The organism is Pedococcus sp. 2YAF34 (assembly GCF_052114585.1).
GTDB lineage: Bacteria > Actinomycetota > Actinomycetes > Actinomycetales > Dermatophilaceae > Pedococcus.
Map to the genome: position 1 here is coordinate 16,073 of NZ_JBFRFA010000011.1, position 21,321 is coordinate 37,393.

The window sequence follows — 21,321 nt, forward strand, 5'->3', positions numbered from 1 at the left end:
GCCTAAGCCGGGTACCGTGATGAAGTGCTCAGGGTTCTCATATCGCGGCGTTGGCTGGGAGCCCTGGCAGCAGCCGTCGGCTTCGCGGTGGCGGCGTTCTTCCTCGGCCAGTGGCAGTGGCACCGCTACGAGGCCAAGGCGGCACGGGCCGACCGGATCAACTCCCACTACTCCGCGAAGCCCCAGCCGCTGGCCGACGTGCTGGGGACGGCGCCCATGCCACTCAACAAGGAGTGGACCCGGGTCACCGCCACCGGCACGTATGCCGTGGACCGGACGCTGCTGGTCCGCAACCGTCCCTACAAGGGCACCTACGGGTACGAGGTGCTCGTCCCGTTCACGCTGCAGGGCGGCAGCACCGTGATGGTCGACCGCGGCTGGGTCGTCAACGCCGAGACCGCCGAAGCCGCCCCGACCGTCCCCGCCGCCCCGACGCAGCCCGTCACGGTGACCGGGTGGCTGCGCCGATCCGAGCCGTCGCTGGGCAAGTCGCTGCCGAAGGGCCAGCTGGCCAGCATCAACCTCGGTGAGGCCAGCCGACAGGTGGGCTCCCCCGTGCTGGGCGCCTACGTGGTGCTCGAGGTGGAGCGCCTGTCCGACGGCAGCGCACCGGCCCGGCCGACGGCCCTCGAGGCACCCGACACCGACCTCGGCCCGCACCAGGCCTACGCGTTCCAGTGGTGGATGGGCATGGTCGGCGGCTTCGTCCTCGTGTGGTTCGGCGCCCGACGCGAGTACCGGGACGGGCTCCCTGAGCCGGTAGAGACCCCCGCAGGGGCGAAGGCGCCCAAGCCGAAGCGCACCCGAATCTGGGACGAGGAGGACGGCTGAGGCCGCTGCCGGGCGCAGGCTGACCGCCGCCCCGGACGGTGGCTACGCGGGGACGTCGGTCTCCTGGTCGGCGAACTGCGTCGTGTAGAGGTCGCGGTAGACCCCACCCCGCGTCATGAGCTCGCGGTGGGTGCCGCGCTCGACGATGCGGCCGCCGTCGACCACGAGGATCTGGTCGGCGCCGCGCACGGTCGAGAGGCGGTGGGCGATGACCACGGCGGTGCGCCCGCGCAGGGCGGTGTCGAGCGCCCGCTGCACCGCCGCCTCGGACTCGCTGTCGAGGTGGGCGGTCGCCTCGTCGAGGACGATGAGGCCCGGGCTCTTGAGCAGCAGGCGAGCCAGCGCCAGCCGCTGCTTCTCCCCGCCGGACAGGCGGTGGCCACGGTCGCCGACGACCGTGTCGAGGCCCTCCGGGAGGGCGCTCACGAGGGGCCAGACCTGCGCAGCCTTGAGGGCGGCCACGACCTCCTCGTCCGTGGCGTCCGGCGCGGCGTAGGTGAGGTTGGCCCGGATGGTGTCGTGGAAGAGGTGGGCCTCCTGGGTGACCATGCCGACCGTGGCCGCCACGGAGGCGGTCGTGGCCTGGCGCAGGTCGAGGCCGTTGACCCGGACGGTGCCTGCGCTGGGGTCGTAGAGCCGCGCGAGCAGGGCGGTGATCGTCGACTTGCCGGCGCCACTGGGGCCGACGAGGGCGACCAGCTGCCCGGGCTCGACCTCGAAGTCGACGTCGCGCAGCACGAGCCCGGAGCCCTTGCGGTCACCGGCCGCCACGCTCTCCAGCGAGGCCAGGGACACCTCGTCGGCCGAGGGGTAGCGGAAGGCCACGCCGTCGACCTGGACCCGCACCGGTCCGGCCGGGATGGGCTCGGCCCCGGGGAGCTCGGTCACCAGCGGCTTGAGGTCGAGCACCTCGAAGACGCGCTCGAACGAGACGAGGGCGGTGAGGACGTCGACGCGCACGTTGGACAGGGTCGTCAGGGGTCCGTAGAGCCGCGCGAGCAGGGCCGTCAGCGCCAGCAGGGTGCCGACGCTGAGCGAGCCGCCGACCGCCATCAGGCCGCCGACGCCGTAGACCATGGCGGTCGCGAGCGAGGCGACCAGCGTGAGGGCCACGAAGAACACGCTGCGGTTGAGCGCGATCTTGACCCCCATGTCGCGCACCTGGCCGGCCTGGGCGGCGTACTGGCTGTCCTCGCGCCTGGGGTCACCGAAGAGCTTGACCAGCAGGGCACCGGCGACGTTGAACCGCTCGGTCATGCGCGACCCGAGGTCGGCGTTGAGGCCCATCTGCGCGTGCGTCATGCCGGCGAGGCGGCGTCCCATGACCCGGGCAGGCACGAGGAAGAACGGCACCAGCGCGAGCGAGGCCAGGGTGAGCTGCCACGACAGGGAGGCCATCGCGACGACGATGAGGGTCACCGAGACGACGTTGCTGACGACGCTGGACAGCACGGACGTGAAGGCCTGCTGCGCCCCGATGACGTCGCTGTTGAGCCGGCTCACGAGGGCGCCGGTCTGGGCGCGGGTGAAGAACGCGATCGGCTGGCGCAGCACGTGGTTGAACACCTCGGTGCGCAGCGAGTAGATGAGTCCCTCGCCGATGCGGCTGGAGTACCACCGCTGCACCAGGGTCAGGGCGCCGTCGGCGAGGGCCAGCGCGGCCACGACCAGGGACAGCTCCACGACGACCGAGCGGTTGCGCGCCGTGATGCCCTTGTCGATGAGCTCCTTGAGCAGCAGCGGAGTGGCCACGACGAGGGCGGCGCTGACGACCACGAGCACCAGGAACACGACGATCTGCCGCCGGAACGGCGAGGCGTAGCCGAGCACCCTGCGGGCGGTGCCAGGGGCGAGCTTGCGGTCCTTGACGGAGTCGTCCCTCGCCAACGAACGCATCGCTGCCCATCCGGACATGCTCACAGTGGTCCTCCTCCAGTCACGCCGTGGAACGTCGCGGGCGGCCCGCGGCATTCCCCATGGTGCTGGTGGCCACCGACAGCCGGTGCGGTGGGGGTGTGGGCAGGGCACGCCCACGACCGGCCAGAGCCGTGACCCAGGCGTGCCCAATGCCTCAGGGGCGCCCCGTCACCCGCTCACGAGGCCGCGCAGCAGCCGCGCCTGGGCCCCGCGCTCGGCAGCGAGCTGCGCGTCGCGCGGCAGGGTCTCGGCGGACCGCAGCAGTGGCTTCAGCTCCCGCAGGGCGGCCTCCGGGGTCGCGAGCAGGGCTGCGACGAGGTCGGCCGTGGTGGCCTCGAGCTCGGCGCGGGGCACGGCCACGTTGGCCAGTCCTGTGGCCACGGCCTCCTGGGCCCCCACGAACCGCCCGGTGGCACAGATCTCGAGCGCCCGCGCGGGCCCGACGAGCCTGACCAGCGGCCCCGTACCGCCCAGGTCGGGCACCAGGCCCAGCGAGGTCTCGCGCATGGCCAGCTGCACGTCGTCGGCGACCACGCGCAGGTCCGCCGCCAGGGCCAGCTGGAGACCGGCGCCGATCGCATGTCCCTGCACTGCTGCCACCACCACGGCCGGGACCTCCCCCCACGCGGTGAAGCCGCGCTGGAAGCCGGCGATGACCTCCGCCGCCCGGGCCCCGTCGCGCCCGAGGGAGAGCAGGTCGACCTCACCGTCCTCGCCGCCCCCGGAGAGGACGGAGCGGTCGAGCCCTGCGGAGAACGAGGGTCCCTCTCCCTGGAGCACCACGACGCGCACCTCGGGGTCGAGCCCGTCGGCGACCTCGGCGAGGGCGGTCCAGAGGCTGGGCACCTGGGCGTTGCGGCGCGACGGGTTGGTGAGGGTGACGGTGAGCACCGACCCGTCACGGGCGACGTGCAGGTGCGGGTGGGGCGTGCTGCTCGCGTCGGTCACGCGGGCAGGCTACCGGCGCGCTCCAGGACCAGCTGGGCCATGGCGCCCGTCTGCGCCAGGGCGCCGGACACCATGGTGACCCCGGCACGCCCGCAGTTCTGGGCCATCCGGTCGCGCAGGACGCCCTCGGCCACCATGAACGGCACGGCGACGGTCCGCTCCACCTCGTCGGGCATGGTGCGCAGGACCTGCTCCATCGTCGCGCCGCCGTCCAGGGCCGCCACGCCCCAGAAGCCCCACCCGGTGCGGGGGTGGGCGGCGATGGTGTGGCCCACCGTGGCGACGGCCTCGCTGTCGCTGGACCCCGCGGCGTACAGCACGACGGCGGTGGCGGGGTCTGGGTGGATGCCCTCCGCGGCGAGGAGCTCCTCGGCCGCGTCGAGCAGCAGCCGGTGCGGACCGAGCGCAGGCGCCACGCCGACCTCCGAGCCGGAGCCGGACGCCATGACGCCCACCGCTGCCGGGACGTCGACCTTCGCGTGGAACGCCGGAGTGAGGAGCACGGGGACGACGACGGCCCGCGTCCCGAGGCCCGCTGCGGCCTCCTGGGGCGTCGGCGCGTGGTGGTCGAGGTATGCGGTGTGCACCGGCCGGTGGGGCACGAGGGTGCGGACGTGGTCGGCCAGGACCTCGACGCCGCGCGCATGGCGCGGGTCGGGCGACCCGTGGGCCAGCAGGACGATGTCGGGCTCGGTGCTCACCGGGTGGACGCTACTCCCCCGACAGGTCCCCGAGCCGGTTGCGCACCGACACGACGTCGCCGACCACGACGACGGCAGGGGCCCGGACGCCGGCGGTTGCGGCGTCCTCGGCCGCACGGTCGAGGGTCGTGACGGTGGTGCGCTGCTCGGGGGTCCAGCCGCGCTCGACCAGCGCCACCGGCGTGTCTGGGCGGCGCCCCGACCGGACCAGGGCGGCTGCGGTGTCGCCCAGGCGGGTCACGCCCATGAGCAGGACGAGGGTGGCGTCCGGGGCCGCGTCGGACGCGGCACGAAGGACCGCGTCGGCACCGTCGTGGGCCGAGGCGACGACGAACGAGGCGGTGATGCCCCGGTGGGTCACGGGGATGCCGGCAGCGGCGGGCACGGACACCGCGGAGGTGACCCCGGGGACCACCTCGACGGGGATCCCGTGCTCGGCGCAGTGCAGAGCCTCCTCACCCCCTCGCCCGAGGACGAACGGGTCGCCGCCCTTGAGCCGGACGACGCGCTTCCCGAGGGACGCGTGGTGCACGAGCAGCTCGTTGATCCGGTCCTGGCTGACCGGGTGGTTGCCGGGGGTCTTGCCGACGTCGACGACCTCGACGTCCGCGCCCAGGGTCGTGAGGAGCGACCGCGGCCCGAGCCGGTCGGTCACCACCACGTCGGCCGCGGCGAGCAGTGCCCGCCCACGGACGGTGATGAGGTCCTCCGCGCCGGGCCCCCCGCCCACCAGCGCGACCCGCCCGACGGCGGGCTGCTCGCCCCCGGCCCTGTCGGACGGCGGCGCCGTCCCGCGCACGCGGCGTACCGGCAGGGTGCCGCTGTCGAGCGCGGCCAGCACCGCGTCGCGCACCGCGGTGGCACGGCGCGGGTCGCCACCGGCAGTCACCGCCACGCTGAGGCCCTCACTGGCGTGTCCCGTGCGTCCCCTCGCCACTGCGGGCGTCCATGCCGAGGAGACGGAGGCGTCGTCGGCGCGGACGCACCAGACACGGGCGGCATCGGCCTCCGCTGCGACCTGGGCGTCGACGTGCGGGTCGCCGGTCGCGGTGTGGACGAGCCAGGCAGGGTCCGGGAGCACCAAGTCGCCGGCGACGAACTCCCGCTCGTGCCAGGTGATCCCACCGTCTGCGACCTGGGCAGCGACGTCCTCGCACACCCACGGCGCGATGAGCTCGACCGCCCCACCGGCCTCCACCAGTCCGCGTGCACGTCGCGCGGCGACCGGGCCACCGCCCACGACGACCACCCGACGCCCGGTCAGGTCGAGGGTCAGCGGGTAGCTGGGGACGCCCATCAGATGCCCTCGCCGACGCTGCGGTCCGGCGCGTCGGCCATCCCCGCCGCGAGGGTCGACCCGTCGTTCTCGTCGATGAGCAGGAACGCCCCGGTACGTCGCAGCGAACGGTAGTCGTCGATGGCCACGTCCTCGGCCAGCCGGATCCGCACCCGGCCGATGGCGTTGAGTGCCAAGCCGTCCGGGGCGGTCCGCTGCTCCATGGTCTCGATGTCGAGCTGGTCGACGACGTCGTCGACGATGGCGCGCACGGTGCGGGTGCCCACGCGCAGCAGCACGCGGTCACGCTGACGCACGGGCCGTTCGTCGACCACGGCGATGGTGCCCGACAGCGACCGGGTGACCAGCCCGGGGTCGCCGGCGGCCGCGATGAGGTCGCCACGCGAGACGTCGACGTCATCGGTGAGCCGCAGCACCACCGACTGCGGGGCGAACGCGACTTCGAGCTCCTCGAGCCTGCCGTCGGGACCGGAGCGGTCGATGCCTTCGACCCGGCTGCGCTGGCCCCCGGGCAGCACGACGACCTCGTCACCGGGCCGGACCACCCCGCTCGCCAGCCGTCCGGCGTAGCCGCGGTAGTCGCGGCGCTCACCACGCTGGGGCCTGATGACGTACTGCACCGGCACGCGCAGCGGCTGCTCCGACGGGTCGGTGCCCACCGGCACCGCCTCCAGGTGCTCGAGGAGGGTGGGCCCGGTGTACCACGGCGCCCGGTCCGAGCGGTCGACGACGTTGTCGCCGAACAGTGCGGACACGGGTACGGCGGCGACGTCCTCGATGCCGAAACGCGTTGCGTGCCGGGCGAACTCGGCGACGATGGAGTCGAACCGCTCCTGGTCCCAGTCGACGAGGTCCATCTTGTTGACGGCGACCGCGATGTGCCGCACACCCAGCAGCCCGGTGACGGCGAGGTGGCGACGGGTCTGCTCGACGACCCCGTGCCGGGCGTCGATGAGGATGAGCGCCAGCTCGGCCGTCGACGCACCGGTCACCATGTTGCGCGTGTACTGGACGTGGCCCGGGGTGTCGGCGAGGACGTAGGAGCGCGTCGCCGTGGAGAAGTAGCGGTAGGCGACGTCGATGGTGATGCCCTGCTCGCGCTCGGCCCGCAGGCCGTCGGTGAGCAGCGCCAGGTCGGCGGCGTCGAGCCCCCGCTCTCGGCTGACCCGCTCCACGGCGTCGAGCTGGTCGGCCAGCACCGACTTGGTGTCGTAGAGGAGGCGGCCGACGAGCGTCGACTTGCCGTCGTCCACGGACCCGGCGGTGGCGAGCCGAAGCAGGTCGTGCCGGGCAGCCGGCGGCACCGCGGCCTCGGTGGTGCGGGGCTTGCGGTCGGCCGTGGTCGTCATCAGAAGTACCCCTGCTTCTTGCGGTCCTCCATGGCGGCCTCGGACATGCGGTCATCGGCCCGGGTGGCGCCGCGCTCGGTGAGGCGGGAGCCGGCGAGCTCGAGGATCACGCCCGCGGCGTCGGTGGCGTCGGAGTCGACAGCGCCGGTGCAGCTCATGTCGCCGACGGTGCGGTAGCGGACCTGGCGCGTCTCCACCTGCTCGGACGACTTGGGACCGCCCCACTCCCCTGCCGACAGCCACATGCCGTCACGCGAGAACACCTCGCGCTCGTGCGCGTAGTAGAGGTCGGGCAGGTCGATGCCCTCGCGCTCGATGTAGCGCCACACGTCGAGCTCGGTCCAGTTGGAGAGCGGGAAGACCCGCACGTGCTCGCCCGGGGCGTGCTTGCCGTTGTAGAGGTCCCAGAGCTCGGGGCGCTGGCGCCGGGGGTCCCAGGCGCCGAACGAGTCGCGGAGGCTGAAGACGCGCTCCTTGGCGCGGGCCTTCTCCTCGTCGCGCCGGCCACCGCCGAAGACCGCGTCGAACCGGTTGCCCTCGATGGCGTCGAGCAGCGGCACCGTCTGCAGCGGGTTGCGGGTGCCGTCGGCGCGCTCACGCAGCCGCCCGTCGTCGATGTAGTCCTGGACGTGGGCCACCACGAGGCGCACGCCGAGGCGCTCGACCGTCTCGTCGCGGTACCGGAGCACCTCGGGGAAGTTGTGCCCGGTGTCGACGTGCAGCAGCGAGAAGGGCAGCGGCGCGGGCGCGAACGCCTTCAGCGCCAGGTGCACCATGACCACCGAGTCCTTGCCGCCGGAGAACAGGATGACCGGGCGCTCGAACTCGCCGGCGACCTCGCGGAAGATGTGGACCGCCTCGGACTCGAGGTGGTCCAGGTGGTCGAGGGTGTACTGGGCGGGCAGCGCCCGCGCGGCAGTCGTCGTCATGTGTGCAACCCGCATTCGGTCTTGTCCTTGCCGGCCCAGCGGCCGGCCCTGGGGTCCTCGCCCTCCGCGACGGGGCGGGTGCAGGGTGCGCAGCCGATCGACGCGTACCCCTCCTGGCGCAACGGGTTGAGGAAGACCCCGTGCTCCTCGACGTAGCGGTCGACGTCCTCGTCGGTCCACGCCGCAATGGGGTTGAGCTTCACCATTGCCCGGGCGGCGTCCCAGCCGACGAGGCCGATGTCGGTGCGCGTCGGCGCGTCCACCCGTCGCATGCCGGTCACCCAGGCGTCGTGGGTCGACAGCGCGCGGTTGAGCGGCTCTACCTTGCGCATGGCGCAGCAGGCGTTGGGGTCGCGGTCGTGCAGCCTGGCGCCGTGCCGCTCGTCCTGCTGCGGCACCGTGAGCAGCGGCAGGATCGTGCGGATCCGGAGAGGCAGCATGGCCTGGTAGGCGTCGCGCGTCCCGAGCGTCTCGGCGAAGTGGTAGCCGGTGTCGAGGAAGAACACGTCGGCGCCGGGGACGGTGGTGCCGACGAGGTGCACCAGCACCTCGTCGCCCATCGAGGAGGCCACGGTGAGGCGGTCGCCGAACGTCTCGGCACCCCAGTGCAGCACGTCGCGCGACAGCTCGACACGCTCCTCGTACGAGGCGTGCGCGCCGTCGGCCTCGAGGGCCTCGAACCGCTCCTCGGCCTCGGCTGCGAGCTCCTGCAGCTCGTGGGCGTCCCTGGCGGCGCTGCCACCGCGGGCCCGGCCGACGTGGGTGGTGGTGGCGGTCATGACGAACCTCCTCCTCGGTGGGCTTCGAGGTCGGCCTCCTCGCGGACGCGCCCGGGGATGCGGGTGGTGTCGAGCGAGACCATCTGGACGGTGAAGACGCGGGCGCAGGCGTTGCAGCGCCAGGCTCCCCGCGGCTCCTCGACGGGGCGCAGGTCCTCCTCGGCGCAGAAGGGGCAGTAGTAGATGACGCTGCCGCGCGGGCTGTCGCTCATCGCAGGTCGTCCTCCTCGGCTCGGTGCGCCCAGTGCGCGAAGGACTCGCCGTCCTGCCGCTGCTCGAGGAACCGGCCCGCGATCCGCTCGACGTAGTCGGGCAGGTCAACGGCGCGGACCTTGAGGGCCCGGGTCTTGCGGGCGAGCTGTGGCTCGGTGCCGAGACCGCCGCCGAGGTGCACCTGGAAGATCTCCACGAGGTTGCCGTCGTCGTCGGTCTGCACCATGCCCTTGAGGCCGACGTCGGCGACCTGCGTGCGGGCGCAGGAGTTCGGGCAGCCGTTGACATGGATGGAGAACGGCACGTCGAAGTCAGGGAGCCTGCGCTCCATCTCGGCGATGACCGTGCCGCCGCGGGCCTTGGTCTCGACGAGGGCGAGCTTGCAGAACTCGATACCGGTGCACGCCATGAGGCCCCGGCGCCACTCGCTCGGGTTCGCCGGGAGGCCGAGCCCGTCGAGGCCCGCCTGCAGCGCGTCGGCGTTCTCCGGCGGCACGTCGAGGACGAGCAGCTTCTGGTGGGCCGTGAGGCGCACTCGGCCGGACCCGTGGCGCTCGGCGAGCTCCGCGACGGCGTACAGGGTGGTGCCGCTCACGCGGCCGGCGACAGGGGCGACGCCGACCCAGACGTTGCCGTCCTTCTGCGCGTGGACGCCGATGTGGTCGCGCCGGTGCCGCGAGGGCGGCAGGGGCGCAGGGCCGTCGAGGAGCTTGCGCCCGAGGTAGTCGTCCTCGAGCACCTCGCGGAACCGTTCGGGGCCCCAGTCGGCCATGAGGAACTTCAGCCGTGCGCGGTTGCGCAGGCGGCGGTAGCCGTGGTCACGGAAGATCGAGACGACGCCTTTCCAGACGTCGGCAACCTCCTCCAGCGGCACCCAGGCGCCGAGCCGCTGCGCGAACATCGGGTTGGTCGAGAGGCCGCCGCCGACCCAGAGGTCGAAGCCGGGGCCGTGCTCGGGGTGCTCGACGCCGACGAACGAGATGTCGTTGACCTCGTGGGCGACGTCGAGGCTGGGCGAGCCGGAGATGGCCGTCTTGAACTTGCGCGGCAGGTTGGAGAACTCAGGGCTGCCGATGTAGCGCTCGAGGATCTCGCGGACGGCAGGCGACCCGTCGAGCACCTCGTCGGCGGCGATGCCGGCGACGGGGGAGCCGAGGATCACGCGTGGGGTGTCGCCGCAGGCCTCGGCCGTGGTGAGGCCCACGGCCTCGAGGCGCGACCAGATCTCCGGCACGTCCTGGATGCGGATCCAGTGCAGCTGGATGTTCTGGCGGTCGGTGATGTCAGCGGTGTCGCGAGCGAACTCGGTGCTGATCGTGGCCACCGTGCGCAGCTGCTCACCGGTGAGGGCGCCGCCGTCGCTGCGGACGCGAAGCATGAAGTGCTCGTCGTCGAGGTCGGCGGGGTCGAGCGTGGCCGTCTTGCCGCCGTCGATGCCGGGCTTGCGCTGGGTGTACAGGCCCCACCACCGCATCCGGCCACGCAGGTCCTCCCCTGGGATGGAGGCGAACCCCTCGCGGGCGTAGACCTCCTCGATCCGGGCGCGGACGTTGAGGCCGTCGTCGGCCGCCTTGAACTCCTCGTTGGCGTTCAGCGGGGTGCGGTCACCGTCGGCCCAGGCGCCGGTGGCCTTGCCGGTCTGGCGCTGTGGACGGGTAGGGGTCTGCGTCACCCGTCCATTGTGACAACTCAGTTATGGATTGCATAACCGTCCATTATCCGACCCCATCCCCCACCGGACCGGTGGGAGTTCGCCGCCCCAGCGTCGCCGGCCCGGTCAGGCGAGCGAGATGAGGTCGAGGTAGTCCTGGCCCCAGTGGTCCTCGATGCCATCGGGCAGCAGCAGGATCCGCTCGGGCTCGAGGGCCTCGACGGCGCCCTCGTCGTGGGTCACGAGGACCACAGCGCCCTTGTAGGTCCGCAGCGCTCCCAGGATCTCCTCCCGCGAGGCCGGGTCGAGGTTGTTGGTCGGCTCGTCGAGGAGCAGCACGTTGGCCTCGGACACCACGAGCATCGCCAGCGACAAGCGGGTCTTCTCGCCGCCCGAGAGCACCTTGGCCGGCTTGTCGACGTCGTCCCCGCTGAACAGGAACGAGCCGAGCACCTTGCGCACCTCGGTCTCGCCGAAGGAGTCCGGAGCGGCAGACTTCATGTTGGCCAGCACCGAGCGGGATACATCGAGGTTCTCGTGCTCCTGCGCGTAGTAGCCGAGCTTGAGGCCGTGGCCAGGCTCGACCTCGCCGGTGTCGGGGGCGTCGACCCCGGCGAGCATCCGCAGCAAGGTGGTCTTGCCGGCACCGTTGAGGCCGAGCACGACGACCCGTGAACCGCGGTCGATGGCGAGGTCCACGTCGGTGAAGATCTCGAGGCTGCCGTAGGAGCGGGACAGCCCCGACGCCCGCAGCGGCGTGCGCCCGCAGGGTGCCGGGTCCGGGAAGCGCAGCTTGGCCACCTTGTCGGAGGTGCGCTCCCCCTCGACGCTGGCCAGCATCCGCTCGGCGCGCTTGATCATGTTCTGCGCGGCCACGGCCTTGGTCGCCTTGGCGCGCATCTTCTCCGCCTGCTCCATGAGGGCGGCGGCCTTCTTGGTGGCGTTGGCGTACTCGCGCTTGCGGGCCCGCTCGTCGGTCTCACGCTGCTGGAGGTAGGGCTTCCATCCCACGTTGTAGAGGTCCAGCTCACCGCGGTTGGCGTCGAGGTGGAAGACGCGGGTCACGACGGCGTCGAGCAGCTGGACGTCGTGGCTGATGACCACCAGGCCGCCCTGGTAGCCCTTGAGGTAGTCGCGCAGCCAGGCGATGGAGTCGGCATCGAGGTGGTTGGTCGGCTCGTCGAGCAGCAGCGTCTGGGCGCCGGAGAAGAGGATGCGCGAGAGCTCCACCCGGCGTCGCTGGCCGCCGGACAGGGTGGCCAGCGGCTGGCCGAGGATGCGCTCGTCGAGGGCCAGGGCGCTGGCGATCGTCGCGGCCTCGGACTCCGCGGCATACCCGCCGTTGGCCGTGAACTCGCCCTCGAGCCGGGAGTAGCGGCGCATGGCCTTGTCGCGGGTCTCGTCGTCGGCGCTGGCCATGGCGCCCTCGGCCTCGCGCATCTGCCGGATGATCCGGTCGAGCCCGCGCGCGGACAGGATGCGGTCACGGGCGAGCACGTGCAGGTCGCCGGTACGGGGGTCCTGCGGCAGGTAGCCCACCTCACCGTTGGAGGTGACCTGGCCGGCGGCCGGCTGCGCCTCACCGGCCAGCACCTTGGTCAGGGTCGTCTTGCCGGCACCGTTGCGGCCGACGAGGCCGACCCGGTCGCCGGGCGCGATCCGGAAGGTGGCGCCGTCGAGGAGGAGGCGGGAGCCAGCGCGCAGCTCGATCCCACTGGCGGCGATCACAGAGGTACTCCAGACATGGTTCAGGTTTCGGCGTGCAGGCGGGACGTTCCGGTGTCCCAGGTCGCCCAGCCCCGGCGGGGTCGGACTCCGGGCGCCGGTGCCGGGACGGTCCGACCGCTCGGTCCGGCGGCTCACCCTGCACAGGTTGCGCGGGCGCCGCTCAGCGGCTGAGATCACTAGTCTACCGACGTCGCTCGACCCCGAGTGCACGCCCGATGCCGTGGAGGGCACATGAGCTTCAACGACAACGTGCAGCTGGACACCTCACAGGTGGGTTCCGGCGGCAGCGGTGGCGGTCCCGGCGGCATGGTCGTCGGCGGCGGCATCGGCGGGATCATCCTGCTGATCATCGCCCTGGTCTTCGGCATCAACCCGGGGTCCCTGCCCGGTGGCACCGGCACCGACCCCGGCACCGGCGGCACCGGTCAGGTCGAGCCCGGCGGCAGCACCGACCCCAACGCGTTCGCCCAGTGCAAGTCCGGCGCCGACGCCAACCGCGACGACACCTGCCGCGTCATCGCCACGGTCAACTCCGTCCAGGCCTTCTGGGGTGATGAGCTCCCCCGCTACCAGCGCCGCTACACGCCGGCCAAGACCATCCTCTACAGCGGCTCCACCCGCTCGGCCTGCGGCACCGCCTCCAACCAGGTGGGGCCGTTCTACTGCCCGCTCGACAAGAAGGTCTACATCGACGCCAGCTTCTTCCAGATCCTCACGCAGCAGTTCGGCTCCAGCGGCGGACCCCTTGCCCAGGAGTACGTGGTGGCGCACGAGTACGGCCACCACATCCAGGACATCCTGGGCCTCCTCGACCGGGCGCAGCAGGACCCCCAGGGAGCCCAGAGCGGCGGCGTGCGGGTCGAGCTCCAGGCCGACTGCCTCGGTGGCGTGTGGGCCCACCACGCGACGCAGACCAAGGACGCGCAGGGCACGACGTTCCTCAAGCCGCTCTCCCAGAAGGACATCGACGACGCGCTGTCCGCCGCGGCATCGGTCGGCGACGACCGCATCCAGCAGAAGACCCAGGGCCAGGTGAACCCCGAGTCGTGGACCCACGGGTCGGCCTCAGCCCGTCAGAAGTGGTTCACCACCGGCTACCGCAGCGGCAACCTCAACGACTGCGACACCTTCAGCGTCGCCAACGTCGAGTAGCCACCACCCCTCGAGGACCGACGGAAGAGCACCGGGAGGCCGTATGCGCGTCATGGGCGTGACCACGAACCTGACCGTCCCCGACATCGAGGAGGCCAAGGCCTTCTGGTCCGGCGTCCTCGGCCTGTCGACCGAGGAGATGAACCTCGGTTGGGTCGCGCGGCTGACGGACCCCGCGACGGGCGCCCACGTGCAGCTCGTCACCAGGGACGCGACGGCACCGGAGGACTCGGCGGTCACGGTCAAGGTGGACAACGTCGACGAGGCGTGGGCTCAGGTGCAGGCGGCCGGCATCGAGGTCGTCCATCCCCTCGTCACCGAGGAGTGGGGGGTGCGACGGTTCTTCGTCCGCGCGCCCGGGGGGACCGTGGTCAACATCGCCCAGCACCACGTGTAGCCGACCTCAGCCCTGACCTGCGTCGACGTCCTCGATCGTGACGCGGACGGCCCGGGCCCGTCGAAGGGCCTCCTCGAGCACGGCACGCCGGGGGTCGGGCAGGTCGTAGAGCTCGCGCCGTGGTAGCGCGTCGAGGTGGGCCAGGCGCGGGTCGTCGAGGACGGCCCGGACCAGGGCCCGGTCGCCACCGACCACCAGGCCGTCGACCGAACCGGCCGGGAGGATGCGCAGGGTGTGCTCGCTGACCGCGCGGACGAGCTCGTCGGCCTGGTTGCCGCGCCGCCGGGCGAACCGCTGCTGCGACCAGCCACCGGCCGCCGTGCGTGACTGGACGTGCCGGGTGCCGACTTTCGACGCGGTGAACGCGGCCCCGCGGGCCAGCCCCACGGCATACCCGCCGCGACGCAGCAGCAGGATCCCCAGGGGGTCGTGCGGGAAGTCCTCACGCGCGCAGATGCGTTGGCGCGCAGACGGACCCGCGTTGTTCGCGGCGAACCGCTGGAGCCAGCCGTCGAGGCGCTCGGGGGTCACCTCGACGACGCGGGTGCTCACGGGCGGCCGCGGGTCAGTGGTGCTCGGCGCTCAGGACGAGGTGCGATCAGAGGTTGAAGCCGAGGGCGCGCAGCTGCTCGCGGCCGTCGTCGGTGATCTTGTCGGGGCCCCACGGCGGCATCCAGACCCAGTTGACGCGGTAGGACGCGACGAGGCCCTCGAGGGCCTGTGCGGTCTGGTCCTCGATGACGTCGGTGAGCGGGCAGGCCGCCGAGGTGAGCGTCATGTCGAGGACGGCGTGCTTCTGCGCGTCGACGGTGATGCCGTAGACGAGGCCGAGGTCGACGACGTTGATGCCCAGCTCGGGGTCGACGACGTCGCGCATGGCCTCCTCGACGTCCGCGACGTTGGGGGTGGCGGTGGTCGTGTCGCTCATCGTCTCAACTTCCTTCACAGTGCTGTGTTCGTGGCGGCCGTGGTGCCGGACTCGCTGGTGGTGTCGATGCCTGCCTGGTGCAACGCGTCCGTGAACGCCATCCATCCCAGCAGAGCACACTTGACGCGGGCGGGGTACTTCGCGACGCCGGCGAACGCGACCCCGTCGCCGAGGACGTCCTCGTCACCGGCGTCCTCGCCCTTGGAGGTGAGCATGGCGCGCATCGCCTCGTGGGTGGTCATGGCCTCGCGGACGGTGCGGCCGATGACCTCGTCGGTGAGGACGCTGGTCGACGCGGTCGAGATGGAGCAGCCGAGGGCGTCGTAGGACACGTCGCGGACGACGGCGTCCAGCCCCTCCCCCTCGACGTCGACGCGCAGGGTGACCTCGTCGCCGCAGGTGGGGTTGACGTGGTGCACCTCCGCGCCGAACGGCTGGCGCAGCCCGGCGTGGTGGGGTCGCTTGGAGTGCTCGAGGATGAGCTCCTGGTAGAGGTCCATCAGCTCGCCACCCCGAAGACGGCCGGCACGCGGTCGAGCGCGTCCAGCAGGACGTCGACCTCCGCCGGCGTGGTGTAGGCCGCGAGGCTGGCTCGCGTGGTCGCCGTCGCCCTCATGCGGCGGTGCAGCGGCCAAGCGCAGTGGTGGCCGACCCGCGCCTCGACACCCTGGTCGTCGAGCACCTGGCCGACGTCGTGCGCGTGCACGCCGTCGACGACGAACGCCACCGCGCTCCCCCGGTCGGTCGTGTCGGTCGGGCCGACGACGCGGACCCAAGGGCGTTCTGCGAGCCCGGCGAGCAGGCGCTCGGTGAGGGCCAGCTCGTGCGCGTGCAGGCGGTCCATGCCCAGCTCGCCCAGCCAGTCGATGGCCGCGGCGAGGCCGACGGCCTGCGCGGCGTTCGGAGACCCCGCTTCGAAGCGCTGCGGCGGGGCGGCGTACGTCGTGCCCTCCATCCGCACCGTCTCGATCATCGAGCCACCGGTGATGAAGGGCGGCATGGCCGCCAACAGCTCGTGCCGGCCCCACAGGACGCCCACACCGGTCGGGCCGTACATCTTGTGGCCCGAGAACGCGGCGAAGTCGACCCCGAGGGCGGCGACGTCGAGGGCGAGGTGGGGCGCCGACTGGCAGGCGTCGAGCACGGTCAGCGCACCGACCGCCCGCGCGGCCTCGGACAGGCGGCGGACGGGGTTGACGGTGCCCAGGACGTTGGAGACGTGGGTGAACGCGAAGACCTTGGTGCGCTCGGTCAGCAGCTCGCCGAGCGCGGGCCCGTGCGCTCCCTCGAGGTCGAGCCTGCCGTCGTCGGTGACGCCGACCCAGCGCAGCGTCGCGCCGGTGCGGCGCGCGAGCTCCTGCCACGGCACGAGGTTGGCGTGGTGCTCCATCTCGGTGATGAGGATCTCGTCGCCCGGACCGAGGTCCAGGCGGGGGTCCTTGGCCTCGCCGGCCACCGAGCCCGAGAAGCCGTAGGCGACCAGGTTGAGCGACTCGGTGGCGTTCTTGGTGAACACCACCTCGTCGGTGGCCCCGCCGACGAACCCGGCGACGGTCGCCCGGGCGCCCTCGTAGCGGTCGGTCGCCTCTTCGCTCAGCTGGTGGGCGCCGCGGTGGACCGCCGCGTTGACCTCCTCGCTGAACGCGCGCTCGGCATCCAGCGCCCCGGCATACCGCTGCGACGTCGCGCCCGAGTCGAGGTAGACCAGCGGGCGGCCGTCACGGACGGTCCGGGACAGGATCGGGAAACCGGCCCGGATGCGGGCCAGCTGCTCGTCGCTGAACGTGGTGGAGGCCATCGAGGTGGTCCTGGTCGTCGACTCGCGCAGTCTCAGGGTCGCGGTCGGCGCGTCAGGCCGAGGCGCCGACGTAGCGGTCGTAGCCCTCGGACTCGAGGCGGTCGGCCAGCTCGGGGCCACCCTCCTCGACGATCCGGCCGTCGACGAAGACGTGCACGAAGTCGGGCTTGATGTAGCGCAGGATGCGCGTGTAGTGCGTGATGAGCAGCACGCCCACGTCGGTGCTGTCCTTGACGCGGTTGACGCCCTCGGACACGATCCGCAGCGCGTCGACGTCCAGGCCCGAGTCGGTCTCGTCGAGGACGGCCACCTTGGGCTTGAGCAGCTCCATCTGGAGGATCTCGTGACGCTTCTTCTCGCCACCGGAGAAGCCCTCGTTGACGTTGCGCTCGGCGAACGAGGGGTCCATGCGCAGGTCGCCCATGGCGGCCTTGACGTCCTTGACCCAGGTGCGCAGCTTGGGGGCCTCGCCGTCGACGGCGGTCTTGGCGGTGCGCAGGAAGTTGCTCACCGTCACGCCGGGGACCTCGACGGGGTACTGCATGGCCAGGAACAGGCCCGCGCGGGCTCGCTCGTCGACGCTCATCGCGAGGACGTCCTCACCGTCGAGGGTGACGGTGCCACCGGTGACGGTGTACTTCGGGTGCCCGGCGATGGAGTACGCGAGGGTCGACTTGCCCGAGCCGTTGGGGCCCATGATCGCGTGGGTCTCGCCGGACTTCACGGTCAGGTCGACGCCGCGGAGGATCTCCTTGGTGCCGTTCTCCGTCTCGACGGTGACCTGAAGGTTGCGGATCTCGAGTGTGGACATGCTCAGCGCTCCAAGCTCTGGGGGGTGGTGGCGACGTAGACGTCGTCGCCGTCGATCTTCACGGGGTACACGTTGATGGGGACGATCGCGGGCGGGCCCGACGGCTCTCCCGTGCGGATGTCGAACCGCGAGCCGTGCAGCCAGCACTCCAGCGTGCAGCCGTCCAGCTCGCCCTCGGACAGCGAGACGTTGGCGTGGCTGCAGGTGTCGTCGACCGCGTGGACGCTGCCGTCCTTGGTCCGGACGAGGGCCACGAGCGTGCCGTTGATGTCGGCCGCGGCCGCGCCGACCTCCGGCAGCTCGTCGAGCCGGCAGACGCGCACGAACTCCTCGTCGGGGACGAGCTCTGCTGCTGCGCTCACGAGGAGACCTCGACGAGGTCGGCGTCCGCAGCGGCCGTGCCGCCGAGCTCGACGTCGATGGCGGCCATGAGCCGCTCGGAGACCTCGGGCACGCCGATCCGCGCCACGACACTCGCGAAGAACCCGCGGACCACCAGGCGACGGGCGATGTCCTCGGGGATGCCGCGCGCCTGCAGGTAGAACAGCTGCTCGTCGTCGAAGCGGCCGGTCGCCGAGGCGTGGCCGGCACCGACGATCTCGCCCGTCTCGATCTCGAGGTTGGGGATCGAGTCGGCCCGGGCCCCGTCGTCGAGGATGAGGTTGCGGTTGAGCTCGTAGGTGTCGGTGCCCTCGGCGCTGGCGCGGATGAGCACGTCGCCGACCCAGACCGTGTGGGCGGTCTCGCCCTGCAGGGCGCCCTTGTACTCGACGTTGGAGTGGCAGTGGGGCGCCTCGTGGTCGACGAAGAGCCGGTGCTCCTGGTGCTGTCCGGCGTCGGCGAAGTAGACGCCCAGACCCTCGAACGAGCCACCGGGACCGGAGTACCGCGCGTTGGTGGACACCCGCACGATCTCACCGCCCAGCGTGACGGTGATGTGGCGCAGGTGGGCGTCGCGGCCGATGAGCGCGTCGTTCTGGGCGACGTGGATGGCGTCGTCGTCCCACTCCTGCACGGTCACGAAGGTCAGGTCCGCGCCGTCGCCGACCCGGATCTCGACGCCGGCGGTGTGCTCACCGGTGCCGGAGTGCTCGAGGACGACGGTGGCCTTGCTGTGGCGGCCCGCGTCGACGACGAGGTGGGCGTTGTCGCGACCGGTCTGCCCGACCACGCGGACGTAGACCGGCGCGTCGAGCTCGGCCTCGGCGGGGATCCCGATATGGAGGGCGCGCTCGGCTCCCGCCCACGCGGTGACCGCGGCGCGGTCGGCCGGACGGTAGGCCGAGCCCACGCGCTCGTCGTCCATCCCCAGCTCGCTCACCACGACGCCGTCGGGGGCCTGCGTGGTCACGCTGACGGCGCCCTCGGTGCTGCCCTCCTCGGAGAACAGGCCCTTGAGGCGGTCGACGGGGGTGAACCGCCACTCCTCCTCACGGCCACCGGGGACGGGGAAGTCCGCCACGGAGTACGAGGTCCTGCGCTCGGCCCGCGACTGGTCGGGCACGAAGGCCTCGGCGGAGTCGGTGTGGGATGCGGCGCTCTGGGCAGGGTTCTTCTCGGCCAGAAGGCTCATTTGACGGGGTCCTCGCGAAGTATCTGGGGGAACGGAGTGGAGGAAGAACTTCGTGGGGAGGTCAACCGACGGCTCCTTCCATCTGAAGCTCGATGAGGCGGTTGAGCTCGAGGGCGTACTCCATGGGCAGCTCGCGCGCGATGGGCTCGACGAACCCGCGCACGATCATGGCCATGGCCTCCTCCTCGGTCATCCCGCGGGACATGAGGTAGAACATCTGGTCCTCGGAGACCTTGGAGACGGTGGCCTCGTGGCCCATCGTCACCTCGTCCTCGCGGATGTCGACGTAGGGGTAGGTGTCGGACCGGCTGATGGTGTCGACCAGCAGCGCGTCGCAGACCACGCTCGAGCGGGAGCCGTGGGCACCCTCGAGCACCTGGACCAGGCCGCGGTAGGAGGTGCGGCCGCCACCGCGAGCCACCGACTTCGACACGATCGTCGAGGAGGTGTTGGGGGCGGCGTGCACCATCTTGGCGCCGGCGTCCTGGTGCTGGCCCTCGCCCGCGAAGGCGATAGACAGCGTCTCGCCCTTGGCGTGCTCGCCGAGGAGGAAGACAGCCGGGTACTTCATCGTCACCTTGGAGCCGATGTTGCCGTCGATCCACTCCATCGTCGCGCCCTCGGCGCAGGTCGCGCGCTTGGTGACGAGGTTGTAGACGTTGTTGGACCAGTTCTGGATGGTCGTGTAACGGACGCGGGCGTTCTTCTTCACCACGATCTCGACGACCGCGGAGTGCAGCGAGTCGGACTTGTAGATCGGCGCGGTGCAACCCTCGACGTAGTGCACGGAGGAGCCCTCGTCGGCGATGATCAGGGTCCGCTCGAACTGGCCCATGTTCTCGGTGTTGATCCGGAAGTAGGCCTGCAGCGGGATGTCGACGTGGACGCCCGGCGGGACGTAGATGAACGAGCCACCCGACCACACCGCGGTGTTGAGCGCCGCGAACTTGTTGTCACCGGCGGGGATGACCGACGCGAAGTACTCGCGGAACAGGTCCTCGTGCTCGCGCAGGCCGGTGTCGGTGTCGACGAAGATGACGCCCTTCTCCTCCAGGTCCTCGCGGATCTGGTGGTAGACGACCTCCGACTCGTACTGCGCCGCGACGCCGGCGACGAGGCGCTGCTTCTCCGCCTCGGGGATGCCGAGCTTGTCGTAGGTGTTCTTGATGTCCTCGGGGAGCTCGTCCCACGTGGTGGCCTGCTTCTCCGTCGACTTCACGAAGTACTTGATGTTCTGGAAGTCGATGCCGGTGAGGTCCGAGCCCCAGCTGGGCATGGGCTTCTTGCCGAACAGGCGCAGCGACTTCAGCCGCAGGTCGCGCATCCACTCGGGCTCGCTCTTGCGGCCGGAGATGTCGCGCACGACGTCCTCGTTGAGGCCACGCTTGGCCGTGGCGCCGGCGCTGTCGCTGTCGGCCCAGCCGTACTCGTAGCGGCCCAGGTCCTTCAGACCCGGGTTCAGCTCCTCGATGTGGGTGGTCATCGCGTGGACCCTTCTGTTGGTGTGACAGCGGTGGTGGTGGCGGGTGGGGTGCTCGGGGGGTGGGTGCCGGTCGCGGCCGGTGGGCTCGCGCCGGTCGGCACGAAGGTGGTGCACACGTGGTCGCCGTGGGCGAGCGTGGCGAGGCGCTGGACGTGCACGCCCAGCAGCCGTGAGAACGCATCAGTCTCAGCGTCACAGAACTGGGGAAATTCCCGGGCTGCGGCCTGGACCGGGCAGTGGCCCTGGCACAGCTGGATGCCGGTGAACGGCGACGGGCTCGCCTGCTCCCCCACCGGGCGGGCTGACGCGGCGAACCCGTCGCGGGTCAGGGCGGCCACGAGGGCGTCGACCCGGGCGGCCGGTGAGGTGCCAGCGTCGGCGAGCTCCGCGGCGTACCGCTGCTCCAGGTCCGCGACACGCTGCTCGGCGAAGCGCCGGACCGCACCGTCGCCGGCCTCGTCGGACAGGAAGCGCAGCGCCTCCATGGCGAGGTGGTCGTAGTCGGAGTCGAGGGCCTGGTGGCCGGCGTCGCTCACGACGTAGGCCCGAGCGGGACGGCCGCGGCCTCGGTGGACGCCGGTCGGAGCCTGCTCGCGCTCGACGATGAGGCCGGCCTCCTCGAGGTTCTCGAGGTGGCGGCGGACGGCGGGGGTCGTGAGGCCGAGCTCTTCGGCGAGGGTCGCGGCGGTGACCGGGCCCCGCTCGCTGGTCACCTTGAGCACCCGGTCGCGCGTGCGCGACTCGAGCACCTGGGGGGCCACAGCGATATTCACAACGCCAATGTTACGTAATTGCGGTGACAGCGCGAAAGCAAGGCCAGCCTTACCCCGGCCGGG

General features: G+C 71.9%; 22 protein-coding genes. 3 read left to right on the forward strand and 19 right to left on the reverse strand.

What is annotated here, in order from left to right:
- The first annotated feature begins 24 nt into the window (after nucleotides 1–24).
- Nucleotides 25–831, forward strand: coding sequence for an SURF1 family cytochrome oxidase biogenesis protein (locus tag AB4Z02_RS08080; RefSeq protein ID WP_441970308.1), 807 nt, complete (start codon nucleotides 25–27; stop codon nucleotides 829–831).
- A 42-nt stretch (nucleotides 832–873) separates the two neighbouring features.
- Here AB4Z02_RS08080 and AB4Z02_RS08085 read toward each other — a convergent pair whose 3' ends face one another.
- The 10 genes from AB4Z02_RS08085 to AB4Z02_RS08130 form a co-directional block, all read right to left on the reverse strand.
- On the reverse strand, nucleotides 874–2,745 hold the full coding sequence (locus AB4Z02_RS08085; RefSeq protein ID WP_441970309.1) for an ABC transporter ATP-binding protein: 1,872 nt from the start codon (nucleotides 2,743–2,745) through the stop codon (nucleotides 874–876).
- A 171-nt stretch (nucleotides 2,746–2,916) separates the two neighbouring features.
- On the reverse strand, nucleotides 2,917–3,696 hold the full coding sequence (locus AB4Z02_RS08090) for an enoyl-CoA hydratase/isomerase family protein (protein WP_441970310.1): 780 nt from the start codon (nucleotides 3,694–3,696) through the stop codon (nucleotides 2,917–2,919).
- Nucleotides 3,693–4,397 carry a sirohydrochlorin chelatase gene (locus tag AB4Z02_RS08095; protein ID WP_056885204.1) on the reverse strand — a complete coding sequence of 235 codons (705 nt, stop codon included), beginning with the start codon at nucleotides 4,395–4,397 and terminating at the stop codon, nucleotides 3,693–3,695. Before AB4Z02_RS08095 ends, AB4Z02_RS08090 begins: the two co-directional genes overlap by 4 nt.
- Before the next feature lie 10 nt (nucleotides 4,398–4,407).
- Nucleotides 4,408–5,694, reverse strand: coding sequence for a uroporphyrinogen-III C-methyltransferase (cobA, locus tag AB4Z02_RS08100; protein WP_441970311.1), 1,287 nt, complete (start codon nucleotides 5,692–5,694; stop codon nucleotides 4,408–4,410).
- Nucleotides 5,694–7,043 carry a sulfate adenylyltransferase subunit 1 gene (locus AB4Z02_RS08105; RefSeq protein ID WP_082590990.1) on the reverse strand — a complete coding sequence of 450 codons (1,350 nt, stop codon included), beginning with the start codon at nucleotides 7,041–7,043 and terminating at the stop codon, nucleotides 5,694–5,696. Before AB4Z02_RS08105 ends, cobA begins: the two co-directional genes overlap by 1 nt.
- On the reverse strand, nucleotides 7,043–7,972 hold the full coding sequence (gene cysD / locus AB4Z02_RS08110; protein WP_441970312.1) for a sulfate adenylyltransferase subunit CysD: 930 nt from the start codon (nucleotides 7,970–7,972) through the stop codon (nucleotides 7,043–7,045). Before cysD ends, AB4Z02_RS08105 begins: the two co-directional genes overlap by 1 nt.
- Nucleotides 7,969–8,751, reverse strand: a complete 783-nt coding sequence (locus tag AB4Z02_RS08115; RefSeq protein WP_441970313.1) for a phosphoadenylyl-sulfate reductase — start codon at nucleotides 8,749–8,751, stop codon at nucleotides 7,969–7,971. Before AB4Z02_RS08115 ends, cysD begins: the two co-directional genes overlap by 4 nt.
- Nucleotides 8,748–8,963 carry a hypothetical protein gene (locus AB4Z02_RS08120; RefSeq protein WP_056885207.1) on the reverse strand — a complete coding sequence of 72 codons (216 nt, stop codon included), beginning with the start codon at nucleotides 8,961–8,963 and terminating at the stop codon, nucleotides 8,748–8,750. The genes AB4Z02_RS08115 and AB4Z02_RS08120 overlap by 4 nt, the downstream gene beginning before the upstream one ends.
- Complete coding sequence (locus AB4Z02_RS08125; RefSeq protein ID WP_441970314.1) at nucleotides 8,960–10,636, reverse strand: nitrite/sulfite reductase; 1,677 nt, start codon at nucleotides 10,634–10,636, stop codon at nucleotides 8,960–8,962. The genes AB4Z02_RS08120 and AB4Z02_RS08125 overlap by 4 nt, the downstream gene beginning before the upstream one ends.
- 105 nt (nucleotides 10,637–10,741) lie before the next feature.
- Nucleotides 10,742–12,343 (reverse strand): ABC-F family ATP-binding cassette domain-containing protein, encoded by a 1,602-nt coding sequence (locus tag AB4Z02_RS08130; RefSeq protein ID WP_056885209.1) that lies wholly within the window; start codon nucleotides 12,341–12,343, stop codon nucleotides 10,742–10,744.
- A gap of 231 nt (nucleotides 12,344–12,574) precedes the next feature.
- Between AB4Z02_RS08130 and ypfJ the strand changes: the two genes are divergently transcribed.
- Nucleotides 12,575–13,495 (forward strand): KPN_02809 family neutral zinc metallopeptidase, encoded by a 921-nt coding sequence (gene ypfJ / locus AB4Z02_RS08135; protein WP_441970315.1) that lies wholly within the window; start codon nucleotides 12,575–12,577, stop codon nucleotides 13,493–13,495.
- Nucleotides 13,496–13,547: 52 nt separating this feature from the next.
- Nucleotides 13,548–13,892 (forward strand): VOC family protein, encoded by a 345-nt coding sequence (locus AB4Z02_RS08140; protein ID WP_441970316.1) that lies wholly within the window; start codon nucleotides 13,548–13,550, stop codon nucleotides 13,890–13,892.
- Between the two features lie 6 nt (nucleotides 13,893–13,898).
- On the opposite strand, the gene AB4Z02_RS08145 is transcribed toward AB4Z02_RS08140, so the two are convergent.
- From AB4Z02_RS08145 to AB4Z02_RS08185, 9 genes are all read right to left on the reverse strand, one after another.
- The gene (locus AB4Z02_RS08145; protein WP_441970317.1) at nucleotides 13,899–14,444 is read right to left on the reverse strand and encodes an acVLRF1 family peptidyl-tRNA hydrolase; all 546 of its coding nucleotides are present in this window, start codon (nucleotides 14,442–14,444) and stop codon (nucleotides 13,899–13,901) included.
- A gap of 46 nt (nucleotides 14,445–14,490) precedes the next feature.
- Complete coding sequence (locus tag AB4Z02_RS08150; RefSeq protein ID WP_056885213.1) at nucleotides 14,491–14,820, reverse strand: metal-sulfur cluster assembly factor; 330 nt, start codon at nucleotides 14,818–14,820, stop codon at nucleotides 14,491–14,493.
- A 14-nt stretch (nucleotides 14,821–14,834) separates the two neighbouring features.
- Nucleotides 14,835–15,320, reverse strand: a complete 486-nt coding sequence (sufU, locus tag AB4Z02_RS08155; protein WP_056885214.1) for a Fe-S cluster assembly sulfur transfer protein SufU — start codon at nucleotides 15,318–15,320, stop codon at nucleotides 14,835–14,837.
- Nucleotides 15,320–16,618: an aminotransferase class V-fold PLP-dependent enzyme gene (locus tag AB4Z02_RS08160; protein ID WP_441970318.1), complete on the reverse strand. Its 1,299-nt coding sequence runs from the start codon at nucleotides 16,616–16,618 to the stop codon at nucleotides 15,320–15,322. Before AB4Z02_RS08160 ends, sufU begins: the two co-directional genes overlap by 1 nt.
- Nucleotides 16,619–16,670: 52 nt before the next feature.
- The gene (gene sufC, locus AB4Z02_RS08165) at nucleotides 16,671–17,429 is read right to left on the reverse strand and encodes a Fe-S cluster assembly ATPase SufC (protein WP_056885216.1); all 759 of its coding nucleotides are present in this window, start codon (nucleotides 17,427–17,429) and stop codon (nucleotides 16,671–16,673) included.
- Nucleotides 17,430–17,431: 2 nt separating this feature from the next.
- Nucleotides 17,432–17,791: a non-heme iron oxygenase ferredoxin subunit gene (locus AB4Z02_RS08170; protein WP_441970319.1), complete on the reverse strand. Its 360-nt coding sequence runs from the start codon at nucleotides 17,789–17,791 to the stop codon at nucleotides 17,432–17,434.
- A complete protein-coding gene (gene sufD, locus AB4Z02_RS08175) occupies nucleotides 17,788–19,002 on the reverse strand; it encodes a Fe-S cluster assembly protein SufD (RefSeq protein WP_441970320.1) in 1,215 nt (404 codons plus the stop codon). The genes AB4Z02_RS08170 and sufD overlap by 4 nt, the downstream gene beginning before the upstream one ends.
- A gap of 61 nt (nucleotides 19,003–19,063) precedes the next feature.
- A complete protein-coding gene (gene sufB / locus AB4Z02_RS08180; protein ID WP_441970321.1) occupies nucleotides 19,064–20,485 on the reverse strand; it encodes a Fe-S cluster assembly protein SufB in 1,422 nt (473 codons plus the stop codon).
- Complete coding sequence (locus tag AB4Z02_RS08185) at nucleotides 20,482–21,258, reverse strand: helix-turn-helix transcriptional regulator (protein ID WP_441970322.1); 777 nt, start codon at nucleotides 21,256–21,258, stop codon at nucleotides 20,482–20,484. Before AB4Z02_RS08185 ends, sufB begins: the two co-directional genes overlap by 4 nt.
- Nucleotides 21,259–21,321 lie beyond the last annotated feature (63 nt).